16 protein-coding genes and 1 tRNA gene are annotated in these 16,092 nt (G+C 43.9%); 13 read left to right on the forward strand and 4 right to left on the reverse strand.

Annotated elements, in window-relative coordinates:
* Positions 1 to 335: 335 nt before the first annotated feature.
* From hrcA to NFX39_RS05355, 4 genes are all read left to right on the forward strand, one after another.
* A complete protein-coding gene (hrcA, locus tag NFX39_RS05340) occupies positions 336 to 1,367 on the forward strand; it encodes a heat-inducible transcriptional repressor HrcA (RefSeq protein ID WP_252443767.1) in 1,032 nt (343 codons plus the stop codon).
* Positions 1,368 to 1,383: 16 nt separating this feature from the next.
* Positions 1,384 to 1,965 carry a nucleotide exchange factor GrpE gene (grpE, locus tag NFX39_RS05345; protein WP_252443733.1) on the forward strand — a complete coding sequence of 194 codons (582 nt, stop codon included), beginning with the start codon at positions 1,384 to 1,386 and terminating at the stop codon, positions 1,963 to 1,965.
* Positions 1,966 to 2,148: 183 nt separating this feature from the next.
* Positions 2,149 to 4,005 carry a molecular chaperone DnaK gene (gene dnaK, locus NFX39_RS05350; RefSeq protein ID WP_252443735.1) on the forward strand — a complete coding sequence of 619 codons (1,857 nt, stop codon included), beginning with the start codon at positions 2,149 to 2,151 and terminating at the stop codon, positions 4,003 to 4,005.
* Positions 4,006 to 4,126: 121 nt separating this feature from the next.
* On the forward strand, positions 4,127 to 5,011 hold the full coding sequence (locus tag NFX39_RS05355; protein ID WP_252443738.1) for a DnaJ C-terminal domain-containing protein: 885 nt from the start codon (positions 4,127 to 4,129) through the stop codon (positions 5,009 to 5,011).
* A 183-nt stretch (positions 5,012 to 5,194) separates the two neighbouring features.
* Here the strand turns inward: NFX39_RS05355 and def are convergent, their stop codons facing one another.
* Positions 5,195 to 5,770, reverse strand: a complete 576-nt coding sequence (gene def, locus NFX39_RS05360; RefSeq protein ID WP_252443740.1) for a peptide deformylase — start codon at positions 5,768 to 5,770, stop codon at positions 5,195 to 5,197.
* Positions 5,771 to 5,953: 183 nt separating this feature from the next.
* Here def and NFX39_RS05365 point away from each other — a divergent pair, with 183 nt between their 5' ends.
* The 8 genes from NFX39_RS05365 (at position 5,954) to NFX39_RS05400 (ending at position 13,914) form a co-directional block, all read left to right on the forward strand.
* Positions 5,954 to 6,229 (forward strand): UPF0223 family protein, encoded by a 276-nt coding sequence (locus tag NFX39_RS05365; RefSeq protein WP_252443742.1) that lies wholly within the window; start codon positions 5,954 to 5,956, stop codon positions 6,227 to 6,229.
* Positions 6,222 to 7,016, forward strand: a complete 795-nt coding sequence (locus NFX39_RS05370) for an inositol monophosphatase family protein (protein ID WP_252443744.1) — start codon at positions 6,222 to 6,224, stop codon at positions 7,014 to 7,016. The genes NFX39_RS05365 and NFX39_RS05370 overlap by 8 nt, the downstream gene beginning before the upstream one ends.
* 53 nt (positions 7,017 to 7,069) lie before the next feature.
* Positions 7,070 to 8,911, forward strand: coding sequence for a translational GTPase TypA (gene typA, locus NFX39_RS05375; RefSeq protein ID WP_252443746.1), 1,842 nt, complete (start codon positions 7,070 to 7,072; stop codon positions 8,909 to 8,911).
* Positions 8,912 to 8,961: 50 nt separating this feature from the next.
* Positions 8,962 to 9,051: transfer RNA gene (locus tag NFX39_RS05380), tRNA-Ser, on the forward strand.
* 529 nt (positions 9,052 to 9,580) lie between these two features.
* A complete protein-coding gene (locus NFX39_RS05385; RefSeq protein ID WP_252443748.1) occupies positions 9,581 to 9,925 on the forward strand; it encodes a hypothetical protein in 345 nt (114 codons plus the stop codon).
* 88 nt (positions 9,926 to 10,013) lie between these two features.
* On the forward strand, positions 10,014 to 11,219 hold the full coding sequence (locus tag NFX39_RS05390; protein WP_252443750.1) for a restriction endonuclease subunit S: 1,206 nt from the start codon (positions 10,014 to 10,016) through the stop codon (positions 11,217 to 11,219).
* Positions 11,220 to 12,358: 1,139 nt separating this feature from the next.
* Complete coding sequence (locus tag NFX39_RS05395) at positions 12,359 to 12,922, forward strand: hypothetical protein (protein ID WP_252443752.1); 564 nt, start codon at positions 12,359 to 12,361, stop codon at positions 12,920 to 12,922.
* Between the two features lie 422 nt (positions 12,923 to 13,344).
* Positions 13,345 to 13,914 carry a hypothetical protein gene (locus NFX39_RS05400; protein ID WP_252443754.1) on the forward strand — a complete coding sequence of 190 codons (570 nt, stop codon included), beginning with the start codon at positions 13,345 to 13,347 and terminating at the stop codon, positions 13,912 to 13,914.
* A 137-nt stretch (positions 13,915 to 14,051) separates the two neighbouring features.
* Here NFX39_RS05400 and NFX39_RS05405 read toward each other — a convergent pair whose 3' ends face one another.
* The 3 genes from NFX39_RS05405 to NFX39_RS05415 form a co-directional block, all read right to left on the reverse strand.
* The gene (locus NFX39_RS05405; RefSeq protein WP_252443756.1) at positions 14,052 to 14,489 is read right to left on the reverse strand and encodes a hypothetical protein; all 438 of its coding nucleotides are present in this window, start codon (positions 14,487 to 14,489) and stop codon (positions 14,052 to 14,054) included.
* A gap of 111 nt (positions 14,490 to 14,600) precedes the next feature.
* Positions 14,601 to 14,786, reverse strand: coding sequence for a hypothetical protein (locus NFX39_RS05410; protein WP_252443758.1), 186 nt, complete (start codon positions 14,784 to 14,786; stop codon positions 14,601 to 14,603).
* Positions 14,787 to 14,909: 123 nt separating this feature from the next.
* Positions 14,910 to 15,707 (reverse strand): helix-turn-helix domain-containing protein, encoded by a 798-nt coding sequence (locus NFX39_RS05415; protein WP_252443760.1) that lies wholly within the window; start codon positions 15,705 to 15,707, stop codon positions 14,910 to 14,912.
* A gap of 143 nt (positions 15,708 to 15,850) precedes the next feature.
* Here NFX39_RS05415 and NFX39_RS05420 point away from each other — a divergent pair, with 143 nt between their 5' ends.
* A complete protein-coding gene (locus tag NFX39_RS05420) occupies positions 15,851 to 16,075 on the forward strand; it encodes a helix-turn-helix domain-containing protein (protein WP_252443762.1) in 225 nt (74 codons plus the stop codon).
* The last annotated feature ends 17 nt before the right edge of the window (positions 16,076 to 16,092 follow it).

Below are 16,092 nucleotides of genomic sequence, written 5' to 3' on the forward strand. Positions count from 1 at the left end.
CCGGTCTGGTCATTCAAAACAAAAAACGATTTAAAAAAAGCTGAGGAAACTCAGCTTTTTTTGTTACAACCAAAATCGGTCGCAACAATAAACCCGGCTTTTTTTTATTTGCCCAAAGTGCTTTCCAAACAAAAAAATCGAGGAAAAACAAGAAATCCGGGCCGTTTCTGACTTTGACAAGCGCTTGAAAGCCTGACAACCATGCCAGATTAAACGAAAATTAGCACTCTGACAAAAAGAGTGCTAAAAGGGGTTGCATTCTCACCACAATTCGGTATAATTTAAATTAGCAGTTGAGGTAATCGAGTGCTAAAGAAAGAAAAGAGGGTGTTGTGGTGCTGACCGAACGTCAAAAGCTGATACTAGCGGCCATCATTTACCAGTACACACAAACGGCCCACGCCGTTGGGTCAAAGACCTTACACGACCAGTTGAACATCGACGTTTCGCCCGCGACAATCCGCAACGAAATGTCTTACTTGGAAGACGCAGACCTCTTAACGAAGCTGCACACTTCCGCTGGACGTGTACCGTCTTTGGAAGGGTACCGTTACTACCTGGACAACCTGATGATTTCTTCGGGCGTTTCGCCGGAAGACGTCAAACGGGTTGCTAACCAGATTCACGGGAACTTTCATGAGCTGGATGATTTCTTAGATCAAACCGCAAAGTTCCTGGCGAAGGAAACGGGGTTAACGGCCTTGGTGTTGAAGCCAAAACCGATTAACCTGAAGATTTCCTCTTTCCAACTGATTCCGCTGGAGAACCGGCAAGTGATTGCCGTTTTGGCCACGTCGGATGGGAAGGTGACGTCGCAGACTTTCCGTTTGCCTAAGGAAGTGACGCTGGATTCGCTGGACGGTATGGTGAGCTACATCAACGCCCAGATGGTCGGACGGCCGGTGCACGAGGTGTTGTCATTGATGACATCCGAGCAACTGCCGGTCTTGCTTTCACGAAACATTGAAAGCCCGGCCGCCTTTCTTCAACTCTTCGGTGACGTTTTGGCCCGTTCGGTGGCCGAAACGGTTCACCTGGGTGGTCGTTTGAACCTCTTGGAGGTGGCAGACGACGCGTACCTGGATGTGAAGACAGCCAGAAAGGTCTTGGAACTCTTCGATTCACCGGATGCGGTGCGCCACTTGGCAAAGGCCGAGAAGGGCACGGTAAACATCCGCCTGGGCGACGAGTTAAAGACGCCAATCCTGCAGGACTTCGCGATGTTGTCGACGGCCTTTACGGTCGGGCAAGACGACAGTGGGGTGATTGCCTTGGTTGGTCCAATCCGGTTGCCTTACCCGCAGCTGGCTCGTTTACTTTCAGCCTTTGCTTCGGCACTGGATGAGAAACTGATTGAATATGGATAGCAAAAAGGAGACTTCTGTGTCTAAGAAAGATCAAGAAAGCAAAGTAGAAGAACAAGAAGTGGTTGACGAAGCGGTCGAAGAAGACGCTGCGACGAAGGCCGCGGAAAACGCTACGGACGAAAAGGCCGAAGAGGCAAAGGAAAACGATCCGGTTGCTGAATTGAAGGACGCCTTGGCCAAGAAGGACGACGAATTGCTTCGCGCCCAGGCCGAGATGCAAAACATTCAGACGCGAAACGCCCGCGAAATTGCCAACATCCGCAAGTACGACGGTCAGAAGTTGGCCGAATCAATTTTGCCGGTGGTCGACAACTTGGAACGTGCCTTGGCCGTGGAAACAGACGGGGACGAAAAGGTGGCGCAAATCCACAAGGGTGTTGAGATTACCTTGAAGACCATGAAGGCCGCGCTCACGGAACACGGTATCGTGGAAGTCGGCCAGGTCGGTGATGACTTTGACCCAAACACGATGCAGGGTGTGCAGTCGGTGCCGGCTGAAGGCGACGTGAAGGCTGACCAAGTGGCGGCTGTGTTGCAGAAGGGCTACATGTTGCAGGACCGAGTAATTCGTCCGGCAATGGTGGCGGTTGCGCAATAAGCGCACTTACAAAATCACTTATTAAAAGTTGGTTTTATTGCTGTAAAAACGTCGCTTAAGCGACTCAAAACGACTTCAAAGCGGTCCCTTACGCGACCGACTTTGCCATGGTGATTCAGCGTCTAACGCACCACACCGAAAAAAGCTGACTAATGTTTATTAAAGAAAGAAAGGGTAGTACTTATGTCAAAGATTATTGGAATTGATTTAGGAACAACGAACTCTGCTGTTGCCGTATTGGAAGGTGGTAAGCCAAAGATTATCACGAACCCAGACGGTGCTCGTACGACACCATCTGTTGTGTCATTTAAGAACGGGGAAACCCAAGTTGGTGACGTGGCCAAGCGCCAAGCCATCACGAACCCAGACACGATTGCTTCAATCAAGTCACACATGGGGGAAGCCGGCTACAAGGTAACGGTTGACGGTAAGGACTACACGCCACAAGAAATCTCAGCCATGATCTTGCAATACATCAAGGGCTACGCGGAAGACTACTTGGGTGAAAAGGTTGACCAGGCCGTTATCACGGTTCCTGCATACTTTAACGATGCCCAACGTCAAGCAACCAAGGATGCTGGTAAGATTGCCGGTTTGAAGGTTGAACGTATCATCAACGAACCAACGGCCGCTGCATTGGCATACGGTTTGGACAAGTTGGACAAGGACGAAAAGATCTTGGTTTACGATTTGGGTGGAGGAACGTTTGACGTTTCCGTCCTCGAATTGGGAGACGGTGTCTTCGAAGTGTTGTCAACGAACGGTGACACGCACCTCGGTGGTGACAACTTTGACCAAAAGATCATCGACTACTTGGCCGCTGAATTCAAGAACGAAAACGGCATCGACTTGACGCAAGACAAGTTGGCCTTGCAACGTTTGAAGGATGCTGCTGAAACGGCAAAGAAGACGTTGTCTTCAGCAACTGAAGCACAAATCGACTTGCCATTTATCGCATCTGGTGACCAAGGTCCATTGCACTTGCAAACGTCACTTACTCGTGCCAAGTTCAACGAATTGACGGCTGACTTGGTTAAGGCAGCTGAACAACCAGTAATGAACGCCTTGAAGGATGCCGGTTTGTCATTCTCAGACATCGACGAAGTTATCTTGAACGGTGGATCAACTCGTATCCCAGCAGTTCAAGACTCCGTTAAGAAGATGACTGGTAAGGAACCAAACCACTCAATCAACCCTGACGAAGCCGTTGCCCTTGGTGCCGCTGTTCAAGGTGGTGTGATTACTGGTGATGTGAAGGACGTTGTCCTCTTGGACGTTACGCCATTGTCACTTGGTATCGAAACGATGGGTGGTGTCTTCACGAAGTTGATCGAACGTAACACGACGATCCCAACTTCAAAGTCACAAGTGTTCTCAACGGCCGCTGATAACCAACCAGCCGTTGACATCCACGTCTTGCAAGGTGAACGTTCAATGGCCGCCGACAACAAGACGTTGGGTCGCTTCCAATTGGCCGACATTCCTGCCGCACCACGTGGTGTGCCACAAATCGAAGTTACCTTCGATATCGACCGCAACGGAATCGTTAACGTTTCTGCTAAGGACCTCGGTACTCAGAAGGAACAAAAGATTACCATTCAAGCTGCCGGTGGTTTGTCAGACGAAGAAATCGAAAAGATGATGAACGACGCCAAGGCAAACGAAGAAGCCGACAACAAGAAGAAGGAAAACGTTGAAACGCGTAACAACGCCGACCAATTGATCTTCCAGACTGAAAAGACGTTGGAAGAAGTTGGCGACAAGTTGTCTGAAGAAGAAGTAAAGCCAACTAAGGACGCCTTGGAAGACTTGAAGAAGGCCAAGGAAGACGCAGCTGCTGAAGATGCTGACTTGACTGACTTGAAGGACAAGTCCGACGCCTTGTCAAAGGTTGCTTCTGAACTCGCAACGAAGCTTTACCAACAAGCCCAACAAGCACAAGGCGGACAAGCCGGTGCTGAAGGTGCCCAAGGTCAAGCACAAGATGACAACACGGTTGACGGTGACTTCGAAGAAGTCAACGATGACGACAAGAAGTAATTTTATTACTGAAATCAAGCAATAACTGATGTTAAGATAGTAAACATCGATTCAGTTACTGTATAAAAACGAGGGCGGTCATCGCCCTCGTTGTACATATCAAGAATTAAAGGAGTTGCTCGTGAATAATACAGAATTTTACGACCGCTTGGGTGTTTCAAAGACAGCCAGCCAGGACGAATTGAAAAAGGCCTACCGAAAGCTTTCCAAGAAGTACCACCCCGATTTGAACCACGAACCAGGTGCTGAAGAAAAGTACAAGGAAGTGCAGGAAGCTTGGGAAACGTTGGGTGACCCACAAAAGCGTCAGCAATACGACCAATTCGGTGCAGCCGGTGCCCAAGGCCAGGGTGGCTTTGGTGGCTTCGGTGGTGGCGGAGCGCAAGGCTTCGGCGACTTCTCTGATTTGGGTGATATCTTCAGCCAAATGTTCGGTGGTGGTTTCCAACAGGATCCAAACGCACCGCGCAAGGGACGTGACCTGCAGTACCGCATGCACTTGAGCTTCGAAGAAGCCATCTTCGGTACGGAAAAGCACGTGAAGTACCAGAAGTCACAGGGTGATTCCAAGCAACACGAAGTGAAGGTCAAGGTGCCAGCCGGTGTCGAAACGGGACAACAGATGCGCTTGGCTGGTCAGGGTGAACCTGGCTTCAACGGCGGACCAAGCGGAGACCTCTTCGTGGTCTTCTCCGTTGGCGCATCAAAGGAAGGGTTCGAACGCGACGGTGCCGACATCTACTTGGCACAAGACATCGACTTCGTGACCGCTGCCTTGGGTTCTGAAATCACGGTGAAGACGGTTCACGGTGACGTGAAGATGAAGGTGCCAGCTGGTACGCAAAACGGCCGTCGCTTCCGTTTGGCCGGAAAGGGTGCGCCACGTTTGCGCGGCTCTGGTTACGGTAGCCAGTACGTTGTGATCAACGTGACGGTGCCAACGAAGTTGAACAAGGACCAAAAGAACGCCTTGAAGTCCTTCGCGGATGCTTCGGTTAAAAAGTAAGCTTTAATCAAAAAGAAAAAGAGCTCGGATAAAATCCGAAGCTCTTTTTTTTGTTTGTGTAGGAGGGAAAACGATTGAAATCGTCTCGCATCTTTTTTGAACAACTGTCCTGCTTTTGCTTTGGCGTCAAGCCTTTTATGTATCAAAAAAAGCTCGCTTTTGAGCGGGCTTTTTATTGTACGCTTAAACGTACTTTGTATTGTCGTCCACGTCCCAAGGGTTGGCCTTGTCGATGTGGTCATAGTACAACTTACCGTGCAAGTGGTCAATTTCGTGTTGGAAAACGATGGCAGGGTAGTTGCGCAAGGTGATTTCGTGCGTGTCACCCGTTTCATCTTGGTAGCGAACCTTGATTTTCTTTGAACGGGGAACGAATCCTGGTACGTCTTGGTCAACGGACAAGCAACCTTCACCGGTTTCAAGTGCCGTGCGACCGACCGTTTCAGAAAGAATCACGGGGTTGAAGATAACGCCCTTGAAGTATGGTTCGTCGTCTTCTGCTGCAGGATCTTCTGACGGGATAAGAACGGCCGCCATTTGCAATGATTCGCCGACCTGGTTGGCTGCAAGTCCAACACCAGGGCGCAAACCGTACTTTTCGTTTTCCTCGGGGTCTTGGGAAACAACCAAGTAGGTCATCATGTCTTCGGCCAATTGCTTGTGTTCTTCTGACAATGGGAAGGGCACCTTTTCGGCTTGCTTGCGCAAGACGGGGTCGCCATCCTTCGTAATTTTGTCCATGGTAAAACGAATGGTCATGGGTAACTCCTACTTTCTTTAAGTAGCTTTATTATAGCAAAAGGCGCCCTTTTATGCCAAAGTCAAGGACGACCATGCCCGATTAAAAGTGCGACAACTAGGCTATTTTGCTGAACTTTTCATCTAGAAATGCCTAGTTTTCCTTGATACACTAGACCTGTAAAACAATAAAAGGAGCTGACCATGGCTGATAATTACCAACTACCAATTGATGGGAACTGGAATACCGAAGACATGATTGCTGTATCAAACCTCGTGGACGCTGTCTTACAGGTGTACGAGGGTGGTTGCGACCGGAACTACCTGATGGAGACCCACAAGCACTTCGTCCAGGTGATTCCTTCAAAGTCGGAACAAAAGACTTTTGACCGTGACTTCGAGGAACAAACGGGCCACTCCATTTATAAGACGATGAAGATGGCGCAGGAAAGTGGAACGAAGGTGATTACTGGTGCTTGATCTCACTGGAGACAAGTTAATTGAATTAGACCGACGCGTCAGCTTTTGGATTGACGAGCTGGCTAAAAAGACACGAAAGAAGCGTGCCAACCACGACCTGCAGGTTTGCTGCAAGGATGGTGATAAACGCAACCTCGTCACCGACATCGACCGCGAAAATCAAAAAGCGCTCATTTCGAAAATCTTAACGCTGGATTCCGATGCGCGTTTCGTCTGCGAGGAAGCGGGGGAGGCGCGTGCCGATTCGATGGATGGCCAGGTTTGGTTCGTGGATCCAATCGACGGAACGCTTAACTTTGTTCAAGAAAACCGGGACTACGCCATCATGCTGGCGTTATACCAGGACGGAAGGCCCGTTTTGGGCTGGATTTTCGACGTTCCTCGGAACCGACTTTTCCATGGTGGTCCAGCAATTGGTACCTACCAGGATGACGAGAAGTTGCCCGCCGTAAAAGACGAGCCACTTTCGAATTCGGTCGTTATCGTTTCGGGTCGCCGCCTAGTGAACGGTGAAAAGCCATACGGCATTCTGGCAAAAGAAGCCCTTGCTTACCGCGTTTTGGGCTCAGCCGGAATTAGTTTTACCAGACTGCTTGTCGGTTCCGCCTCGGCTTATCTTTCTAAATTATCACCGTGGGATTTGGCAGCCGGCCGGGCGCTTGCTGAGGGGCTTGGCTACGAGGTTAAAAACCTTGACTGTTCTAGTCCCAATATGCTATTATCAAACACAGTATTAATCGCTACAACCAAGATTCATCGCGAATTGGTCAAGATGTTGAAAGACTAGGGGATATCACTCCTAGTCTTTCTTGTGAGTAGCGCAAATAAAGGAGCATTAAATTGGCAAATCTTCGCGAAGATATTCGTAATATCGCAATCATCGCCCACGTCGATCACGGAAAGACGACGTTGGTTAATGAAATGTTGAAGCAATCCGACACAATGGACGCCCGCAAGGAAGCAGCCTTGGGTGACCGTGCCATGGATACGAACGACATCGAAAAGGAACGTGGAATCACGATCCTTTCAAAGAACACGGCCGTTCGTGTTGGCGACAAGCAAATTAACATCTTGGACACCCCTGGTCACGCCGACTTCGGTGGAGAAGTTGAACGTATCATGGGAATGGTTGACGGAGTTCTCTTGGTTGTCGATGCCTTTGAAGGTACGATGCCACAGACTCGTTTTGTTTTGAAGAAGGCCTTCGAACAACACTTGACGCCAATCGTTATCGTTAACAAGGTGGACCGTCCAGGTGCCCGTCCGGCAGAAGTTGTCGACGAAGTGCTTGACTTGTTCATCGAATTGGGTGCAGACGAAGAAGACTTGGACTTCCCAGTTATCTTTGCCTCAGCCATGAACGGAACCACTTCATTGGATCCTGAAGTTGACACGCAAGAACACACGATGGACCCAATCTTTAAGACGGTCTTCGAAACGATTCCAGCACCAGAAGACAACTCAGACGAACCATTGCAGTTCCAAGTTGCCATGTTGGATTACAACGACTTCGTTGGTCGTATCGGTATCGGACGTGTTAAGCGTGGAACCATCAAGGTTGGTGACAACGTTACGGTTATGAAGAAGGATGGAACGACGCAAAACTTCCGTGTTACGAAGTTGGCTGGTTTCATCGGTTTGGACCAAGTTGAAATCAACGAAGCAAAGGCCGGTGATTTGATCGCCGTTTCAGGTATGGAAGACATCAACGTTGGAGAAACGGTTGTTGATCCTGCCCACCCTGAAGCATTGCCATTGCTCCGTATCGATGAACCTACTTTGCAAATGACTTTCCGTCAAAACGACAGCCCCTTTGCTGGTCGTGAAGGAAAGTTCGTGACGGCTCGTCAAATCGAAGACCGTTTGCAACGTGAATTGCACACCGACGTTTCATTGCGTGTTAACGACACTGACCAAGCCGGTGTATGGTCAGTTTCTGGACGTGGTGAATTGCACTTGTCCATCTTGATTGAAAACATGCGTCGTGAAGGTTTCGAAATGCAAGCTTCACGTCCACAGGTTATCTACCGTGACATCGATGGTGTGACGTCAGAACCATACGAATCAGTTCAAATCGATACGCCTGACGAATACGCTTCAGCTGTTATCGACTCATTGAACCAACGTAAGGGTGAAATGCAAAACATGGAGTCAGTTGGAAACGGCCAGACTCGTTTGACTTACATGGCACCTTCACGTGGTTTGATTGGTTACGCTACTGAATTCATGACGGCAACGCACGGATACGGTATCTACAACCACACGTACGCTGAATACCGTCCAATGGTTAAGAACTGGGCTCCAGGACGTCGTAACGGTGCTTTGGTTTCAATTAACCAAGGACAAACGACGAACTACGCTATCATGGGTGTTGAAGACCGTGGTCAAATGTTCGTTCCAGCCGGTGTTGACGTATACGAAGGTATGGTTGTTGGTATGAACGCCCGTGACAACGATATCTCAGTTAACGTTACGAAGGCAAAGCCACAGTCAAACGTTCGTTCATCTAACAAGGATCAAACGGCATCTATCAAGACGCCACGTGAAATGTCTCTTGAAGCATCACTTGAATTCTTGAACGACGACGAATACGTTGAAGTAACGCCAGAAAACGTTCGTATCCGTAAGGAAATCTTGAACACTTCTGAACGTGAAAAGGCTGCAAAGCGTAAGAACAAGTAATTACTTACTTGCCCGCTCTAAGCATACTTAGACGCTTAGAGCGGTCTGATGGAGATATGGCACAATCTGGTACTGCAGCGGACTCGAAATCCGTCGAGCCGTCGTATGGCGGTGTGCGGGTTCAAATCCCGCTATCTCCTTGAGACATTTCAAGAGAGGTCAAGAGGGCTCAAAAAGCCTGGTCTTGACCTCTTTTTGATTTTTAGGGTTGCTATGAATTGCTATAGATTTCAAGCAAAATAACACATTTTTAACACATTTTTTTATAGCGGGGATGCTATCAAGGACGGCCTTTGTGCCGTCTTTTATTTTGCAAAATAACACATTTTTAGCACAAAAACGCCGAATCGGAGTAAAACACCTATATCTGCGGTACTGATTTGGTACTTTAGGCTTTAACAAAGACAACGTAGACAGCCTGCCAGTTGTGGCAGAAAGTGGGACATCCCCAAGTTGTCCAGTAGTGAACAATGTACAGATTACCGTTGGATAATGTCCAATCATTTTGAACAACCGTACCTGAAAGTACGCTGGTTATATTTGCTGTGTGGTTACAAGCACACCCCTATTAACAACCGTGGACGAGTCCACTCTTGTGCACCGCATCAGTTCGTCAGGCAATTCGGTAGTTCTTGTATAATTGTATTAAAAGAACTTATGGAGGATGTCATGAAGCAGAGGCGTATAATCGAGCACTACTTTACCGGCTATGCTGATTGGGCTTTAAAAGGCCTTGAGTATCTGAAGCAAGAAGAGGGCGGACACTTTAGCAGTCGCTATGCCGAAGAAAACTATAACTTTTGGCTAGACGTATTCCGGGTGTTTGATGAGTACACCGCCACGCTATCGCCTGAAATTATTAAGATGGAGCATGACCACTACAAGCACCGTAAGCCATTTGGCGAGAGTTACAACGTTGTAGCACCTACTGCTGTGATCCAAGAGGTCAACCAAGAACTAAACAGGTTGGCCAAGTCGATATACCAGCCAGAACGAATTAAACAGATTAGTTAAGATTAGCAAAAGAATGCCTGACCGTGATTGCCTTAGCTCAGCTAGAAGGATACGATTTAACTAGTTAATAGCAATTAGGAGCGCACTCATGGCCGATAAAGTACCAGATATAAGATTCAAAGGATTTAGTGACGGTTGGGAACAGCGTAAGTTAGGAGACGAGGTTCAATTTTTGAACGGACGAGCCTATAAACAGTCTGAACTTTTGGACAAGGGAAAGTATAAGGTTCTTAGAGTCGGTAATTTTAATACCAACGAAAGATGGTATTATTCTGATTTGGAACTTGATAAAAATAAGTATGTGGAGTCAGGCGACTTGATGTATTTGTGGGCTACTAACTTCGGACCTGAATTATGGACAGGGCCTAAGACCATCTATCACTACCATATCTGGAAGTTGAAGTTAAATAGTGATCATGTTGATCGAGACTTTTTGTATACTTGGCTACTAAAAGACAAGGAAGCAATCAAGCAAAGCACCAATGGAACCACTATGGTCCATGTTACTAAGGGAAACATGGAACAACGCGATTTTGTGTGGACAGATATAAACGAACAACAGTGTATCGGTCAGTTGTTTATGAAGACAGATAAGCTCATCACTCTTCATCAGCGTAAGTTAAGCCAGTTGGAGAAGTTTAAGAGTTCATTACTACAAAATCTTTTTCCCAAAAATGGTGCTACGAATCCGAGCGTTAGATTTGGAGAATTTACCAACGATTGGGAACAGCGTAAGTTGGGCGACCTAACAACCCATAAAAACGGAGTGGCTATTGAAAAGTACTTTGTAGAAGATGGTCCATACAAGGTTATTTCTATTGGGAGCTACGGAAAAAACAACGAATACGTTGATCAAGGTTTACGCACTGAAAAAAACGATACGACTGCATCACGAATTGCGCAGCATGGTGATTTGACGATGGTTCTTAACGACAAGACAACGTCAGGCGAAATCATTGGTAGAGTGCTTAGAATCAATGCCGATGATGAATATGTGATAAATCAACGAACGGAGCTTTTACGAGTTTCCGATGATTTTGATTCCCAATTTGCGTATACGATTTTAAACGGACCTTTCCGAAATAAGGTAAAGAGAATAGTTCAAGGCGGAACACAGATATACGTGAATTATTCTGCTGTTGCCAGCCTTTCTCTTTCTCTTCCGGAAAAAGAAGAGCAACAGGCCATAGCTTTGATGTTTGAGAGAGTCCAAAATCTCATCACTCTTCATCAGCGTAAGTTAGACAGCCTTGAAAAATTGAAGAAGTTACTACTACAAAAAATGTTTATCTAAGTTTGTTAAAGTCCGAAGGGGCTTTTTTGTTTGATTTGATAAATTATCCATATAAAGCCCGTAGAGACGTTTTTTATATCGTTTGTGTGGTTACACTAAAATAGCTTTAAAATGCAACACACCCCCGCCCCTGTCCGTCTGACGAGTAAAGCACACACATCCCGTCATCTTGTGTCAAAGTCTGATTTTTAAAATTTTAAGGGTAGGGGGGTACATCCCCATAAAGTGCTATATTAAGCTCTTTTAAAAATGAATTAGACAGTTATAGTGTCTTTTTTAGACCTGATATAACGAAGCGTTATGCCAGTTTTCCGCCATAAGTGGCGTAAATAAAAAGGACGCCCTGAGTTGGGGCGTCGTCTATATAGCGAGTAAAGGGGTGTCCGTTTTGGATAGTCCTTTTGTTTTGAGCACTTAAGGGGTCTGTTTATTACCGACACCTTCGCCATCAGTGGCGAAAAGTAAAAGGGGGTATCACATCACAATCACTTCGCAAGAAGTTGCGAAAGATAGGCAGAGTGGGCGCGTTTCACGACCCCCTAAATATGGCACGAGACCTAAGGTCGCGAAACACGACCCTAGACCTGCTACTGTGATTTACCGAGTCAGGTAGCAAGAAAGGCCAACCTACCCCGACATAAAGTCGGTGCAGGGCACGCCCTAGATTAAACCTATCCCGACAAAAAGTAAGGGATGAATTAAGGGGTAACGAAACGTGACGCCCTAAGTTAAACTTAGACCGTTCCCCATCATTGGGGAAGCATTGCCAGAATTGGTAACGTTACAAAGTGACTAGCATGTAACGGGGGATGGTAACAAATAGTAACAATACTTAGTAACCGCTAAACATGCTATAAATGTAGCATAATTAGGGTATTAGTTTACAAAAAGTATATAAATAATTAACAAAATGTTTGTAATTAGTTAATCAATTCTATACAATAAGTATAGAAATAACGCTTAATATTTCTTCCGTTATTTCTCTACATCTTCTTAAGGCTTAATGTTTTATGAATCTTCAACCTCATGGCGGGGTTTAATACACCATTGTATGCTTTGACAGTAGTACCATACTGTTATTCATTAAGCCGTACATAGTTTTACGTGAGGGCAGGCATGCCTTTTTTTTTGGAGAAAATATGGGGCATTTATATAAACATGACAAAAATAGTGTTTCTTTAAAAAATATTATTGATGATTTTACTGTTAATTTTGACGGTAATACATTTTATTTTGACACGAATATTAAAGGATATGAAAAAATATACGTTAATTTTTCGATAAAAAATATAGACCATGCCTTAGGTTTTGATAAGCTCCAAGAACGGCCGGCTAAAGATTTTGATAAACTATTAGCTTTAATTCGGAGTAATAGCTATAATTACGATAACTTAAAACAGGACAAAGCATATAAAGATATTCGTGACCGCTTTGAACACTATTATTTTATAAATAATGTGTTTTATCCGGAAAATGATGATCATAACCAGTTTATGATTTCAGTTAGAGGAGATATGCGTAGGTTGGGGCGTGTTGAACTTGTTATTTATGAGCCAATAAATAATAGGCGTAATGTTATTATTGGGTTAATCCCAATTAGTAATAAAAGCAATCATTTTGCTATTGCTACTCTGCACGTTCGAACAAATAACACTTTTTTTAATGTTTATCGAGCGAAAGTTACCGCCAAGGGCTGGCTATAAACATTCCCAATCAGAAAAGCCTTACTCAAACGAGTAGGGCTATTTTTGTGCCTATGAACTTGTCAAAACTTGACATGAAAACCTGCTGAAACCTGTCTTGATAATCTACGAAAACCTACGCTTAGAACCTAATAAAACCTAACATGAAAACCTGTGAAAACTTGTTATGAAAACCTGACTAAACCTGACCTCAAAAACCTACGACAATGATCAAGCAGGTATTAGGTAATTATGCCAACACTCTAAGTGTTGCAACGTTGCAAATTGTGTGCAACGGTTGCAGAAAAGGTTGCAACAGGGGCACAAGGTTACATTAGCTATAAACGTTGATATAATAGCGATATTAGACGGGACAGGTATTGAAGGTGTGCAACAAGGTTACAAAATTTGCTTATTGATTTAGACATAGATTGGAGGTTGCAATGCAAAAGGTTACAAACTACCCAAAGCTAAATATCAAACAGCTAGGTTTTAATGAGTATTATCATGCCCAGGCTGTGAACTGGCTAGGGCACAACATAAACATAGCAACTACCAAGCCTAACTATGGCGGTGTTCGTTATTGGCTAGTGTGTCCCTACTGTGAGAAGAGAAAAGGCCTGCTTTATCAAGTAGGGCAGGTTGTAAAATGTCGGGTTTGCGCTGGCCTATACTATCCTGAACAAGATAATAAGGTTAACCGTGATTGGTTCTATAAAATTATGTCGTTGCATGAGAAACAGCTAGGTCTTATTAATAAATTAGATCCAGATTTGTATAACAGCTATATGGGTCTAGGTAGATTAACAGCCTGTGACCTAGCCTATAGAATGTATAGCACGCCGAAAAAGCCAAAGGGGATGCACTGGACTACTTACAATAAGAAAATGGACGAGATTTGCAATATCAGCCTTCAATTAGCTAACCAGTACAAACTATACAAGGACATGAGGGAAGCACACGATATAGCTATTAAGGAGCAATGGGAGCAAGCTCAAAAGGCGTTCAGTTAAAAAACAACAAAACCTCATCCCCAAAACAGGGTTCTGGTGTGTGCAATTTTTGCACTAGTTGCTACTTCATATAAACCCTTGCATTCTTTACGAAAACTCCAAAAGGGGTGCAGTGATAAATAGCGTTATATAGGCGTTTATAGTTGTTTAGAGTTTGCACCCTTTTTCAAAAGAGGTGCAGTGAATGTATGTAGTATTTTGCTTCTTAACTCTTGGGCAACAATGCTACTTTTTAACAACATAGATAAATTTAAGACGGTTCTAATGCTTGATATAGCAATGTTTCTTACTTTGAGGCCATCATTATTGATGGTCTCAAATACTTCTGGATGCTGGTCTCGAAAAGTATTTAGCTTGCTCCCATTTAAAACGGAAAAACCATTCCGTTCAAGTTCTACTCGGTGCTCCGAAATTGTTCTTTCTAGCGTTGGAATACTTATTTTAAAAAAATCTGCTACTTGCTGATTAGTAAAATAGGATTGTTTGAAATCGTATATTTTTTTAACTTCTTCCAATGCTAAATCATTGTTTAATAAATTCTGTCTATTGATATCTAAATCTAAATTATTATTCATTGTAGTACTCCTTCTTTAAAAAAATAAATTTTCTTTTTCATGCTTTTAACCTGTGTAAGATACACCTACGGGTTGAAAGTAGTTATTCAATAAACAGCATAACTTTCTATATTAGCTCATATGGATAGCGTTTATAAGCAGGATAATGGCGCCTAAAATAAAAATCAAAGAACCCCAGATGATTTGAGTGATGACACTTTTATCGCCAAAGTAGAGCCGTAACAGTGGTGCAATGCTACCAAAAATATGGATAATGATACCAATAAATACGAGTGATAATCCAATAAGTGCAATCATGTTTTTTCTCCTTGAATATTTAAAATATGTTTTTTCAACGTATAAGCCCCATAGCGGGCTTTTTTATTGGTCTATTTATAAAATACTGCAGTCATACATTATTGCTAAAAAGCATAGATTTTTTTAAAAGTCATCGCTTATAAGCCCGCGTTTAGTCGTATTTAAAATATCTTCTACAATATTTTGTATCTTTTCTTGGGCATCTAGCTTTTTGTTGCTATTGAGACCATTAAAATTAACTTGATACATATCAATTTCAGTTAGCAAATTGGTTATTTTATGCAGGGTGCTTAAATCGTTTTTATTGGTATATAGAATGTGAAGAGCCTCAATGAGGTAGTTTTGCTCTTGCCACTCTAGCTGATTATGCGCCATTCTGTTTCCAACAGTTTTTAATCTACTAATAGTTTTTAATTTAATTTCTCCAGTTTGTTCTGTAACCTCTATTTTTTGATCTTCTGGAAGTTCGTCAAACCATTTTGCCTCTGGGTCTTTTTCTTCGTCGTCCAAATCAACATTCTCTGGATTTACTTTTCCAGATAAGTACCACTCGGGTAGGTCAAATAGTATGGAAAGTTTAAGAATGTAAACACCAACAATTCTTGCTGTTCCTTTTTCTAAAGCTTGGATATATTCCAAGGGAATATCAGTTTTTTTAGACAAACTTTGTGCATCATAATTATTGCTAGCTAAGGCTAGCTTAACTCTATTTGCTTGCTCTGTATTTGGATAACCTTGAATATAGGAAATTGGATAATTAAGAATATCAGCAAGCTTTTGCCAAACCGCTTGTTTACCAGTTTTAACTACCCCGGTTTCGTATCTAGAAATGGTGGCATATGTAACACCTAAATCTTCTGCTAACTGTTTAAGTGTTAGCCCTTTTTCTTCTCGTAATTCTCTTATTCTATTATTTTCCAATGCAATAACTCCTAAAGTTTATCTACAAGAATAATAACATTATTTACGAAAAACGAAAATAATTATTAAAAAATCTTGACTTTACAAAAAACGTAAAGTAAGGTTATTTTTGTTATTTACAGAAAACGTAAAAGGAGGAGCTGATGAAAGCATTAACAAAAAACTTTGTTGACGCCTTAACGATTAAGCAAGCACGAGAGCGCTTGAACTATGGGCAGTTAGCAGAAAAGACGGGAGTTAATAGCGTGACTATCTCACGAATTATTAACCGTAAGGTAGACACAGCACAAGAAGGCTCATATGTCAAGAAATTGGACAAAAATAAGTGTATAAAATATTTTGAGCTACGTCCGTTAAATACATTCTAATCAATTCATTTGTTTCT

Origin of the sequence: Fructobacillus apis, from assembly GCF_023893635.1 — a bacterium.
In the GTDB taxonomy this organism is placed as follows: domain Bacteria; phylum Bacillota; class Bacilli; order Lactobacillales; family Lactobacillaceae; genus Fructobacillus; species Fructobacillus apis.